Below are 10,947 nucleotides of genomic sequence, written 5' to 3'. Positions count from 1 at the left end.
ATGTGTATAAGAGACAGCACGATCGCCGGCGCGTGTTACTGCTTGACGTTCGCGCGGTTGAATTACTTCCACACCATGGGGCCCGCCGTCGCGATCACCATGCTGTTCACCATCGCGGCGGCGATGACGCTGGGACCGGCTGTGCTGACCGTCGGCAGCCTGTTCGGGATGTTCGACCCGAGGACCGTCACCCATGGACGTCTCTATCGGCGCATCGGAGCGAGCGTGGTGCGCTGGCCGGTGCCGATCCTGGTGGCCAGTTCCGCCATCGTCATGATCGGGGCGATCTTCGTTCCCACCTACCGGCAGAACTATGACGACAGGCAATATCAACCGGCCAGTGCGCCGGCCAATCTCGGTTTCCAAGCCGCGGATCGACACTTCCCCAAGAGCAAGCTCTTCTCGGAGATGCTCATGGTCGAAACCGATCACGACATGCGCAACTCGGCCGATTTCATTTCGCTGGACCGGGTCGCCAAGGCGCTGATCCGCCTGCACGGCGTGGCAATGGTGCAGGGCATGACACGACCCCTGGGCCGCGCGCTCGAACACGCCAGCCTCCCATACCTTTTCACCACGCAGGGCAGCGGCAACGGGCAACAACTCCCGTTCAGCAGGGAGCAGAACTCCAACACCGACGCGCAGGCCGAGATCCAGGCTCACTCGGTTGAGGTGTTGCGCAAGGAGGTCGGCTTCTTCCAGAAGGTGTCCGACGAACTGCACCAAACGGTCCTGACCGTCGAAGACCTGCAACGGGTCAGCGACGACATCCGCGACGAGGTCTCCAACGTCGACGACTTCTTCCGTCCGATCAAGAGCTACTTCTATTGGGAGAGGCACTGTTTCGACATCCCCATTTGCTGGACGTTCCGTTCGCTGTTCGAGACCATCGACCAGATCGACAAACTGGCCGACGACATCGCGGACGCGAAGGTGTCCCTTCAAGAGGTGGACAAGACCTTCCCGCAGATCATCGCCCAGCTGAAGGCGACCGCCGACGACACCGAGGCGCTGCAGTCCAAGCTGGTCAACAGCTACGGGTCGGCGGATCTGCAAACCGTGCAAACCGAGCAGACTTTCGACGACCTGATCAACGTCGGAAACGACTTCGACAGGTCTCGCAGCGACGACTTCTTCTACATCCCGCACGAGGGCTTCGACAACGAGGACGTCAAGACGGGGATGAAGCTGATGATGTCGCCGGACGGCAAGGCGGCGCGGTTCATCGTCACCCACGAGGGCGACGCCATGGGCCCCGAAGGCGTGGAGCACGTCGAGCAGTTCCCCGAGGCGATCAAAACGATCCTGAAAGAGACCTCGTTGGCGGGCGCCAGAATCTACATCGGCGGTTCGGGGTCCAACGACAAGGACATCAAGCAATACGCGATGTCCGACCTCATGATCGCGGCGATCGCCGCCTTCGTGCTCATCTTCTTGATCATGATGTTCATCACCCGAAGTCTGGTGGCGGCCTTGGTGATTCCGGGCACCGTGGCCTTCTCCTACGCCGGGGCCTTCGGGCTGTCCATACTCGTGTGGCAACACCTCATCGGACTGCACCTGCATTGGCTGGTGCTACCCCTGACCTTCATCATCCTGGTGGCGGTCGGATCGGACTACAACCTGCTCCTGATCAACCGGGTCAAGGAGGAACTGCACGGCGGAATCCACACCGGTCTGATCCGGGCCCTCGGCAGCACGGGCGGCGTGGTGACCTCGGCCGGCCTGGTTTTCGCCTTCACGATGCTGGCGATGCTCACCAGCGATCTGCGCACCATCGGTCAGGTGGGTTCGACCGTGTGTATCGGCCTGTTGCTCGACACGCTGATCGTGCGTTCGTTCGTCGTGCCATGCATCCTGCGGATCCTCGGGCCGTGGTTCTGGTGGCCGACGTTGGTGCGCACCCGCCCGGTGGCGGCGGGCTAGCCGGCGCCCTTGCCGTTGTCGACGCGATAGACGGCGCCGTGGACGGCCGCCGCGGCGTCGCTGGCCAGGAAGGCGATCACGTTCGCGACGTCGATGGGCTGCATCATGCCGCGCGGCGAGGCGGTGCGCATGATCAGGTCGTAATTCGGATCGTCGGGCGCGCTGAAATGTTCGATTTGCGGCGTGAGCATGCCACCCGGGCATATCGCGTTGACGCGCAAGCGATCCGCGGTGTACTCGACGGCCAGGGCGCGGGTGAGCCCGATCAGACCATGCTTGGCGGCGCAGTAACCGGCCGAGTACGCCTGGCCCTCGACGCCGGCAATGGAACTGACGTTGACGATGTTGCCGCCGCGTTCGAGCAGCCGCGGCAGCGCGGCCCGGCAGAGGTAAAACGGGCCGTTCAGGTTGACCGCGAGGTCTTGGTCCCAGTCGTCGTCGGTCATCGACTCCGTCCTGCGCATCTGGTGCCGCCCGGCGATGTTGACAAGCACATCCAGCCCACCCGACTCGCGCACGCACTGCTCGACGGCGTCCCGGCAGGCCTGCGCCGAGGCGACGTTCACCGAGGCATACGAACCGCCGGGGACGTCGGCGAAAACCTCGGCCAAGCGCGCCGTATCCCGGGCGATGCCGAAAACCGTTGCGCCCTGGCGGGAAAACAGCCGGGCCGTCTCGGCGCCAAGGCCCGACGACGCTCCGGTCACCAACGCGACCTTGCCCCGCAGTGCTGACATGGTTGTCCTTGCGCTCAGTAGGAACGGATCCGCGCAACGCTACCGCGGAGCAACCCGAGCGGAACGCCAAACCTCGGCCCCCACATGGTCATCGCGCGGCGCGCGGTGAGCAGGACGAGCAGGCTGAACGCCAGCCTGCCGAGGGCGATTCGGCTCGTTCGGCTCTTCCAGCTTGGCGGCGTCGATTCCGCGCGTCGGCCGAAGTAGTAACCGAGACCCATCGCCATCGCGAGGGCCGCGATGGCCGCAAGCACCGTCATGATGATGAGGGTTTCGCGTCATCGTCGCGGCGAGGTCACGCGCGAGACACACCTTGGCCACTACGGGGCCGGCAGGTGAGGCGCTAGCCGACCTCGCTTGCGACGTACACGGCCACGTAACCGATCGGAATCCCGGTCCAGGTGGCGATGCATTCGCGTGCGGCCAATTCCACCGCGCTCCGGCGGAAGGTGCGGGTGACCCTGCCGATCTCGGGAATCCGAATGGTCCACCCATCGGCGTCGCGAGTGACCTCGACATCGAAGCACTGGCCGACCATGGGGCATTTCACGCGAGGCACGACCCGCGACGAGCGGGTGCTGCGCAGCGATTGTCGGCGCAGCAGGGTGGGCTGAATGGGCATGGCTGCTTTCGGAGAGTCGCAATCAGAACCGCGGGCAAGAGTAATGCGCATTCAGAGGAAAACCTAATCGGCTGGGCAGCCGGCGTGAGGTTGAGGCACAGTCTCCACCGAGTCGTTGCCGGGACTTAATCTCGAGTTCGAGTCCGACCGAAGGAACGAACGATGCGACTGGTCCAGGCGGCCGCGATTGCCCTGCCCGCGTTGATCGTCGGCTGTTTTGCCGGGTCGCCGGCGCACGCGGACGGCGGGTATGGGCCCGGGTCCTACGCGGTGCCCGCGCAACTCCCCTACGGCGTCTACGTCGCCCACGCCGAGCCGGGCGACTACCGAGCGGCCTGTGTCTTCACCACATGGACCAGCGATGGCCGAATGATCAACTCCGACAGCGGGATTGAGACGACCCCGGTCACGGCGAATCTCACGGCGCCCGCGGTGGCGAAGTTCATCACGCACGGCTGCACGCCGTGGACGAAGCTGCGGTGAACCCTCATGACGCGGTGCGGCGCTTGCGCGAGGCGGCCGAGCGCGCCGGCCGGGCCCGCATGTGATCGCGGGCGCGGCTCATGATGTCGCCGAGCTCGTCGACGTCCTCGCCAGAGAGCGCATCGAACAGCATGTCGCGGACGACGTCGATGTGGCCCGGCAGCACTTTCGCAAGCCGCGCGTGGCCCTTCTCGGTGCTACGCACGACCGTGGCGCGCTGGTCGTCGGCGCTGGCTTCGCGGATGATCAGCCCCGCCCGCTCCAGCAGACCGGCCTGGTGGGTGAGGCCGCTGCGGCTGTAGACCACTCCGTCGGCGAGCTCGGTCATGGTGAGCGGGCGGTCGGCATCGGCGAGCTTGGCCAGGATCTCGAACTGCACGTAGCTGAGGTCCCCCTCGGCCCGTAGCTGGCGCTGCACGGCGTACTGCAGCAGGCTCACCGCCTCCATCAGGGCGAAGTACGCGCGCATCTGCTGAGGCTTCAGGGGCGGGGCCATGCCGCCATCGTAATGCTTCGAACTTGAAGCAATGTGGCGATCGTCACCCGGCGTTCCGGAATCGCTTCGAGTTCGAAGCAAGTTGTACGGGGCGTAACTGCTTCGAAGTTGAAGCACCTAGGAAACGGAGAAGACCATGAAGGCTGTGCAATACCACCGTTACGGCGGCAGCGAGGTTCTGCAATACGAAGAGGTTGAGCGGCCGGTGCCCGGCCCCGGCCAGGTCCTGGTGCGGGTGGCCGCGACCTCGTTCAACCCGGTCGATGCCGGCATCCGGGGCGGCTACCTGTCCGAGGTGTACGCGATTTCCTTCCCCCACACCCCGGGCGTCGACGTCGCGGGCACCATCGCCGAGCTCGGCGAGGGGGTAACCGGCTGGAAGATCGGCGACGCCGTGGTGGGCATGCTTCCGCTGGACCGCCCGGGCGCCGCCGCCGAGTACGCGCTCGCCCCGGCCGAGGTGCTGACGGCCGCGCCCGACTCGGTGCCGCTGGCCGATTCCGCCGCGCTGCCGACCGTCGGATTGACGGCGTGGCAGGCCCTGTTCGAGGTCGCCGGCCTGAAGGCGGGTCAGTCCGTTCTGGTCAACGGTGCCGGCGGAGCGGTCGGCGGCTACGCGGTCCAGCTCGCCAAGCGGGCCGGGGCCGTCGTCACCGCGACCGCGTCGACGCGCAGCGCTGCCCGGCTGCGCCGCTACGAGGCCGACCGGATCATCGACTACATCGACTACACGGCCGCCCCGCTCGCGGTCGCCGGGCAACCGTTCGATGTGGTGCTGAACCTGGTCAGCACGTCACCGGAGCAGACCGCGGCCCTGGTCGGCCTGGTCGCCGACGGCGGGTTTTACGTCGGCACGATGACATCCGGCGAGGAGGACCCGGCACGGCGGGTGCGCGCGCAGCGGGTGTTCGTCCGCAGCGACGCCGCGCAGCTGGCCGAACTGGTCAACCAGGTCGACGCCGGAAAGCTTGTGATCGACGTCGCCGATCGCCGACCGCTGACCGACGCGGCCGCGGTGCACGATGACTCCGACGCCAATCGTCTGCGGGGAAAGACGATTCTGGTTCCATGAGTCTCGGCCGATAGACGTGGCCCCCCGGTGATTTGCCGGCGGGCCACGTCTATCGGGACTGCGGGGCTATCCGCCGCAGGACTCGACTTCCTTCGGCCGCCGCACCACCCGCTGGCGCGCGGGCCTGCCGGCGCCGAGGTCAATGCCCTGCGGCTCCACCCGGTTTCGTCCGTTGGACTTGGCGCGATACAGCGCCTGGTCGGCACGGCTGACCAGCCCGTCGATCGGGTCGCTCGCGGCGCCGATCGCGTAGCCGACGCTGCACGTCAACGCGATCGAGTGTTGGTCGAACTCAACCGGCGACTCGGCCTGTGCAGCTCGAATCCGCTCCGCGATGCCCGCCACGTCCCCGGTTTCGGCGTCGGCCATGAGCACGAGGAACTCCTCGCCGCCGATCCGCCCGACGGCGTCCACCGACCTGATCGATGCCCGCAACCGCTGCGCGCATTCGCGCAACACCTCGTCGCCCGCTGGGTGCCCATAGGTGTCGTTGATCTTCTTGAAGTGGTCGATGTCGACGAGCAGGGCCGCCAGTTGCGCGGGGCCGCCGGCCTTCAGCCGCTCGGTCTCGGCGATCTCGAAGATGGCCCGCCGGTTCCAAAGCCGGGTCAGCACATCGACATTCGCCTTCATCTTGAGCTCGTCGTTGGCGCGGGCGAGCGCCAGTTGCGTCTCCGACATCCGAGCGACCTGCAGCTCCTGCTGGGCCATCGCGGCAAGGTCGCGCAGCGAGCGGTCCTCGTCGTCGTCGAAATCGCGCGGCTTGGTGTCCCCGATGCAGAACATGCCGACGCGCTCCCCCTCGAACCTCAACGGCACACCGGCGTAGAAGACCCAGGTGTTCGCGAAGCCGCTGTCGTGCACCCTCGGGTCGGTGCGCGCGTCGCGGACGATGAAGGTTTCGTCGCTGAGCACGGCGTGGTGGCAGTAGGAGTCACACCGCAATCCCTCGACTCCGTCGAACCCCTGCGCGCTCTTCAGCCAGGCCAATTTTTCGCCGACGATGTCGATGACCGCCATCGGAACGTCGAACAGGCGCCGGGCCAATCGCGTGAGCTTGTCGAAGCGCTCTTCCGCGGGTGTCCCCAGCAAGCCGACGCGCCGCACCGCGGCCATGCGCTGATCCTCGGCCGGTGCATATGGCGCTTCGGGCATTTGTCGTCCAGTTAACGTCGCTGACGGAGGGTCAGAGCATTGTAGGACGCTGGCGGCATGCCGACGCAACGCTCGGGTCGGGAAATCTACCCGGGCGGCGAATGCCGGGGTTCGCTAATCCGCTCGGCTCGGCGGGAATTCGGCCCGCTTCTCGATGGTCTCGCGATACGCATGCACCCGGCCCGCGATCGTCGCTAGCACCGCGATGGTGCGACCGTTACGCCCGTACGCGGCGACGAACTCCCAGGTGTCCGGATGGCCTTCGACGATCTCGACGGCATCGTAATCCGTTGGCACGCCCAGCATTTGCAGCTTGACGTCGTATTGATCGGACCAGAAGTACGGCAGTTCGGCGTGGAGCTCGGCGGGTTCGGGGCCCGCCAGCAATGTCCGCGCCGCGGTCGCACCCTGACGGCCCGCGTCCTCCCAGTGCTCGGTGCGCAGGTGCCTTTCGTACAGGGGGTGCCACCAGCGCGCGACGTCACCTGCCGCAACCACAGGGGCGTCCGAGGTGCTGCCCTCCGCGACACCGCCGGCGTCGCAGATCACCCCGTCGTCGACACGCACTCCGGAGCCGTCCAGCCAGTCGGTCGCCGGGGTGACCCCGAGTCCGACGATGACCAGGTCGGCCGGAACCTGCGAGCCGTCGGTGAGCCGAACACCTTCCACCCGGCCGTTGCCCACGAATCCGTCGACGCCCACGCCCACCCGCAGGTCCACGCCATGCTGACGATGCAAATCGGCCCAGCGTGACGCCAGCTCCTTACCCAACGCGGAAAGCAATGGGCTGTCGGCTTTTTCGACCAGCGTGACGTCCAGGCCCATCAACCGACAACTCGCGGCGACCTCGGCGCCGATGAACCCGCCCCCGACCACCACGACCCGAGGGCGCGAAGCCAACCGTTCCCGGATGGCCAGGCAGTCTTCGACCGTGCGCAGCAATAGCACCCCGTCCGGAACCGGGCCGCCCGGCCACTCGCGCGGGACCGCCCCGGTGGCCACCACAAGTCCGTCGAACGGCAGGGGCAGGTCCTGGCCGTCGTCATGCACGTGGACGACGCGCGACGACAGGTCCAACTCGAGCGCCGCCGCGCCGCGGAGCACACGCGCACCAATATCGAATTGCGGCGCCAGGTCGACACCGGCCCGGTGCACGTGGCCGGTGAGAAACTTCTTCGACAGCGGCGGCCGATGGTAGGGCGCCTGCCGCTCGGCGCCCACGATGGTCAGGGCGCCGTCATAGCCCTCGTGCCGCAGCGCCTCCGCCGCGCGCATGCCCGCCACACCGGCACCGACAACGACGATCTCTTTCAGGTTCCCCAGCTGCCTAGTCGGCATCGATCAGTCCTCCACCGTGATCGCCTGTGTCGGACAGGACACCTCGGCGCCGATCAACTGCTGGCGCAGCTCTTCGGGCGCGTCCTCTTGCAGCACGTGGAGGCCGTCCTCCCGCACGTCGAACACCTCGTGGCAGATGCTCATGCACACGCCGTTGCCATCACAGGTGTCGAGATCGACCGAAACCTTCATCGCGCCACCGCCTTTCGCGCTCCGTTGCCCTCGATCCCTTGCGTCTGATCCGGCGACTTCCCTTGGGAGCGTGCCCGCTCCCGCGCGGCCTTCGCCACCGGGGAATAGTTCAGGTAGTCGACAGCCATCTGTGTTGACCCCTCGTCGTTCGGATGATGGCTGGGCCGCATGTACCGGACGGGCGTCGTCACGAGCAGCTTCCACGGGCCCGGTATGCGGTACTCGCGGGCGGCCGACAGCCAGTCCCTAAAACGCCACTTCTGATCGATGGTCGGGTCCTGGGCCATCAGGTAACGAGCCCCCGCGACCCACCAACCGATGAACAGCGGCGAGACGAACAACATCGAGAACGCCCTGATGAAGTAGTTCCCCGAGACGTGTTGGTAGACGTCGTACACCAGCGAGCGGTGCTCGACCTCCTCGGCCCCGTGCCAGCGCAGCAGGTCGAGCATCATGGGGTCGGCCTTCGCGTAGTCCAGACCTCGGTTGGTCAGCACCCATTGGCCCAGCATCGCTGTGTAGTGTTCCAGCGCGGCCACGTCGGCCAGGCGCCGATACAGCCACCACCGCTTCATGGCCGGCGGAAACCACTTGGGCGGGTCCCCCAGGGTCATTGACAACAATCTCCCGAGCCGGTCCGTGTACGGCTTGGTTTCGATGCCCTGTTCGGCTAAGTGGTCCAGTACCACCTGGTGCGCCCACGCATGCCAGGACTCCTGCTGGATGAACGGCTTGATCGCGGCCTCCAACTCCGGATCGTCGACCAGCGACGACGCCTCGAGGACGGCCTTGATGAAGTGCCGCTCGCCCTCGGGCAGCAGCAGATGCAGGACGTTGATCATGTGCGTCGAAAACGGGTCGTCGGGCACCCAGTGCAACGGCGTCTCCGACCAGTCGAACCGGACCATCCGGCGGTAGAGGGGATGTCCCTCGTGGTGAAGTTGGACCTCGGGCATCGAAAGCTTCCTCCCGAATTGGCTGCGAACAATCGTTCACTCGGCCGCGTACCCACACCGGTGGCCGGTTATGCGTACCGCCGGTACGAGGATTCTGAGAGTTCGCTGCCTAGTCGCGGAGGTCCGCGACCGGCCCGTTGTCGGCGCTGATAGGTCGGGATCGCACGTCACCGGCGCTTCCAGTCACGACTCGACACGATCAACCGCAGACACCGATTTGATATCGACTACTACGCGCCACTTATGTCGACAAAAGTCACAAAATTAACATCACGCGATGCAGGATTCGTCGGCGAATGTGCGGCCGTCGCGCGCCATTTCCCGGCGCGACCTGTTGCGTTACGCCGTTGCCATTTCTGCACTGCCGGGGTTGTACGCGGCCTCGACGAGTGTCGCCGGCGCCGTCCCTGCTCCGGCCCCTGCCACTCCTCGACTGATCGACTTCGCGATGCGCCAAATTCCTGCGGACCAGATTCGAGCCGCCGGTTACGCCGGGGTGATCAACTACGTCTCGCTGTCGCGCCCCGGCTCGTCCATGGGCGCCAAGCCGATCACGCGGCCCTACGCCGAGCAGCTGACCGCCGCCGGGCTGATGATCGTCAGCAATTACCAATACGGCAAGCCGGGCGGGACGGCACCATCGGACTTCAGGCGCGGGTTCGAGGGCGGCGTTGCGGACGCTCGCACCGCCTGGCAGCTGCACACCGCGGCCGGTGGCGGTCAGAGCGCCCCGATCTTCTTCAGCGTCGACGAGGACATCAACCACGACACCTGGAACAACTTGGCGCTCAAGTGGTTTCGCGGAATCAATTCGGTGCTGGGAGTGCAGCGCACCGGCGTCTACGGCGGAATCGACGTGTGCCAATGGGCCGCCGCCGACGGCGTCATCGGAAATTCGGGCACCCCCGGCCACCGGTGGGCCTGGCAGACCAAGGCCTGGTCGCGCGGCCAGGTCGACCGCACCGCCGTTCTCTACCAACGCGTGGTGAGCACGCCATCGAATCCGGGCCCGGTGGTCGGGGGGCTCCAAGTCGACGTCAACGACGTCCTTGCCGCGGACTGCGGCCAGTGGAACCTGCATCGGTGAACTTGACGCGCTCGCGTCACGCCAGTTTGACCGATCCGCGAGCGCTGGGAGCCAGTTGGCCGGCCTGCGTGAGAGCGGTTAGTGCATCGATGTCACGGGTCAGCTGGTGGTAGAGGACTGCCGGTCCGAGCCATCTGCCCACGAGACTGCGGAGTGCCACGGGGTTGAGCGGCCGCGCGGGAGGATCGAGCAGAACCGACTGCAGGGTGCGTACAGCGAGTTCGATGAGATCGTCGATCGCAGCCTCGTCGAAACCGTGGCCTGCCCAGTCGACGTCATATCGTCGGAACATCTCTCGTCCCAGGCCAAACGCCGCGCCGGCGGTCAACGAGGCCGACGTGCCACCCGGTAGCCGTGCGTCTAGGACGCGTGCCATCAGCGGGTCGTCGGCGAACTCCTCGGCCGCGAATGCTACGCCCTCGACGACGGCAGCCGCCGGATTTGTCCACCCCCGCAGGTGATCGGCTAAACGATCGAGAAAGCCATTGGCCGAACGCATCTGGCTGCCGACCACAAGCGCGTCAGCCCCAGGAAAGTAACGGTAGATGGTCTGGCGGCTCACTCCCAGAACGCGGGCCAGGTCGCTGACGCGGATGGCCGATCCGCCTTCGGCAACCAAGGAGTCAACCGCGTCCAAAATCCTGTTGACGGCTTCCTCGTCGGAGGCCGGCGTGCGGCCCGACCATCCATGGCTACGCATGGACAAGGCCCATCATCATGCTCCAGTTCCGTTCGACGTGACAACGTGAAGGTAAAAGTATTGCGAGTTGAAGCCAAGGTCAACGGACATCCTCCGCTTCACACATGCCAGACCGTACGAAACCGGTAGGAACAGCGTGCGACTGCCCGCAGTACCCCGCCCTTCACCACACCGCGTGAATCC

At 66.2% G+C, this 10,947-nt stretch carries 13 protein-coding genes; 4 read left to right on the top strand and 9 right to left on the bottom strand.

Annotated features, from left to right (window positions below):
• Positions 1 to 1,926 (top strand): MMPL family transporter (locus WU80_RS16225; protein ID WP_055405790.1); only part of this gene is annotated, 1,926 nt, incomplete at its 5' end.
• On the opposite strand, the gene WU80_RS16220 is transcribed toward WU80_RS16225, so the two are convergent.
• The 3 genes from WU80_RS16220 to WU80_RS16210 all read right to left on the bottom strand — a co-directional run bounded on the left by WU80_RS16220 (position 1,923) and on the right by WU80_RS16210 (position 3,201).
• Positions 1,923 to 2,663, bottom strand: coding sequence for an SDR family NAD(P)-dependent oxidoreductase (locus WU80_RS16220; RefSeq protein ID WP_055403786.1), 741 nt, complete (start codon positions 2,661 to 2,663; stop codon positions 1,923 to 1,925). The genes WU80_RS16225 and WU80_RS16220 overlap by 4 nt on opposite strands.
• 14 nt (positions 2,664 to 2,677) lie before the next feature.
• Positions 2,678 to 2,923, bottom strand: coding sequence for a hypothetical protein (locus WU80_RS16215; protein WP_055403785.1), 246 nt, complete (start codon positions 2,921 to 2,923; stop codon positions 2,678 to 2,680).
• A gap of 83 nt (positions 2,924 to 3,006) precedes the next feature.
• Positions 3,007 to 3,201: a hypothetical protein gene (locus WU80_RS16210; RefSeq protein WP_055403788.1), complete on the bottom strand. Its 195-nt coding sequence runs from the start codon at positions 3,199 to 3,201 to the stop codon at positions 3,007 to 3,009.
• Between the two features lie 246 nt (positions 3,202 to 3,447).
• Between WU80_RS16210 and WU80_RS16205 the strand changes: the two genes are divergently transcribed.
• The gene (locus WU80_RS16205; protein WP_055403784.1) at positions 3,448 to 3,768 is read left to right on the top strand and encodes a hypothetical protein; all 321 of its coding nucleotides are present in this window, start codon (positions 3,448 to 3,450) and stop codon (positions 3,766 to 3,768) included.
• Between the two features lie 4 nt (positions 3,769 to 3,772).
• Here WU80_RS16205 and WU80_RS16200 read toward each other — a convergent pair whose 3' ends face one another.
• Positions 3,773 to 4,264, bottom strand: a complete 492-nt coding sequence (locus WU80_RS16200; RefSeq protein WP_055403783.1) for a MarR family winged helix-turn-helix transcriptional regulator — start codon at positions 4,262 to 4,264, stop codon at positions 3,773 to 3,775.
• A 136-nt stretch (positions 4,265 to 4,400) separates the two neighbouring features.
• Between WU80_RS16200 and WU80_RS16195 the strand changes: the two genes are divergently transcribed.
• Positions 4,401 to 5,336, top strand: a complete 936-nt coding sequence (locus WU80_RS16195; protein WP_055403782.1) for an NADP-dependent oxidoreductase — start codon at positions 4,401 to 4,403, stop codon at positions 5,334 to 5,336.
• Positions 5,337 to 5,402: 66 nt separating this feature from the next.
• Here the strand turns inward: WU80_RS16195 and WU80_RS16190 are convergent, their stop codons facing one another.
• The 4 genes from WU80_RS16190 to WU80_RS16175 all read right to left on the bottom strand — a co-directional run bounded on the left by WU80_RS16190 (position 5,403) and on the right by WU80_RS16175 (position 8,977).
• Positions 5,403 to 6,452 (bottom strand): sensor domain-containing diguanylate cyclase, encoded by a 1,050-nt coding sequence (locus WU80_RS16190; RefSeq protein WP_197285994.1) that lies wholly within the window; start codon positions 6,450 to 6,452, stop codon positions 5,403 to 5,405.
• A 153-nt stretch (positions 6,453 to 6,605) separates the two neighbouring features.
• A complete protein-coding gene (locus WU80_RS16185; RefSeq protein WP_055403780.1) occupies positions 6,606 to 7,829 on the bottom strand; it encodes an NAD(P)/FAD-dependent oxidoreductase in 1,224 nt (407 codons plus the stop codon).
• Positions 7,830 to 7,832: 3 nt separating this feature from the next.
• Positions 7,833 to 8,021 (bottom strand): ferredoxin, encoded by a 189-nt coding sequence (locus WU80_RS16180; RefSeq protein ID WP_055403779.1) that lies wholly within the window; start codon positions 8,019 to 8,021, stop codon positions 7,833 to 7,835.
• Entirely contained in the window at positions 8,018 to 8,977 is a 960-nt protein-coding gene (locus WU80_RS16175) for a metal-dependent hydrolase (protein ID WP_055403778.1), read from the bottom strand. Before WU80_RS16175 ends, WU80_RS16180 begins: the two co-directional genes overlap by 4 nt.
• Positions 8,978 to 9,254: 277 nt before the next feature.
• Here WU80_RS16175 and WU80_RS16170 point away from each other — a divergent pair, with 277 nt between their 5' ends.
• The gene (locus WU80_RS16170) at positions 9,255 to 10,064 is read left to right on the top strand and encodes a DUF1906 domain-containing protein (protein WP_055403777.1); all 810 of its coding nucleotides are present in this window, start codon (positions 9,255 to 9,257) and stop codon (positions 10,062 to 10,064) included.
• A gap of 16 nt (positions 10,065 to 10,080) precedes the next feature.
• On the opposite strand, the gene WU80_RS16165 is transcribed toward WU80_RS16170, so the two are convergent.
• On the bottom strand, positions 10,081 to 10,764 hold the full coding sequence (locus WU80_RS16165; protein WP_055403776.1) for a TetR/AcrR family transcriptional regulator: 684 nt from the start codon (positions 10,762 to 10,764) through the stop codon (positions 10,081 to 10,083).
• Positions 10,765 to 10,947 lie beyond the last annotated feature (183 nt).

The sequence above is a fragment of the Mycobacterium sp. UM_11 genome, from assembly GCF_001414075.1.
In the GTDB taxonomy this organism is placed as follows: Bacteria; Actinomycetota; Actinomycetes; order Mycobacteriales; family Mycobacteriaceae; genus Mycobacterium.
This window is presented reverse-complemented; position numbering and strand designations above follow the sequence as displayed.

Bases quoted from the DNA above. Each gene is read 5' to 3' on its own strand.
- WU80_RS16220 (WP_055403786.1), bottom strand. From the start codon at position 2,663: ATGTCAGCACTGCGGGGCAAGGTCGCGTTGGTGACCGGAGCGTCGTCG.
- WU80_RS16200 (WP_055403783.1), bottom strand. From the start codon at position 4,264: ATGGCCCCGCCCCTGAAGCCTCAGCAGATGCGCGCGTACTTCGCCCTG.
- WU80_RS16190 (WP_197285994.1), bottom strand. From the start codon at position 6,452: ATGGCCGCGGTGCGGCGCGTCGGCTTGCTGGGGACACCCGCGGAAGAG.
- WU80_RS16170 (WP_055403777.1), top strand. From the start codon at position 9,255: ATGCAGGATTCGTCGGCGAATGTGCGGCCGTCGCGCGCCATTTCCCGG.
- WU80_RS16195 (WP_055403782.1), top strand. From the start codon at position 4,401: ATGAAGGCTGTGCAATACCACCGTTACGGCGGCAGCGAGGTTCTGCAA.
- WU80_RS16205 (WP_055403784.1), top strand. From the start codon at position 3,448: ATGCGACTGGTCCAGGCGGCCGCGATTGCCCTGCCCGCGTTGATCGTC.
- WU80_RS16210 (WP_055403788.1), bottom strand. From the start codon at position 3,201: ATGGTCGGCCAGTGCTTCGATGTCGAGGTCACTCGCGACGCCGATGGG.
- WU80_RS16185 (WP_055403780.1), bottom strand. From the start codon at position 7,829: ATGCCGACTAGGCAGCTGGGGAACCTGAAAGAGATCGTCGTTGTCGGT.
- WU80_RS16175 (WP_055403778.1), bottom strand. From the start codon at position 8,977: ATGCCCGAGGTCCAACTTCACCACGAGGGACATCCCCTCTACCGCCGG.
- WU80_RS16180 (WP_055403779.1), bottom strand. From the start codon at position 8,021: ATGAAGGTTTCGGTCGATCTCGACACCTGTGATGGCAACGGCGTGTGC.
- WU80_RS16165 (WP_055403776.1), bottom strand. From the start codon at position 10,764: ATGCGTAGCCATGGATGGTCGGGCCGCACGCCGGCCTCCGACGAGGAA.
- WU80_RS16215 (WP_055403785.1), bottom strand. From the start codon at position 2,923: ATGACGGTGCTTGCGGCCATCGCGGCCCTCGCGATGGCGATGGGTCTC.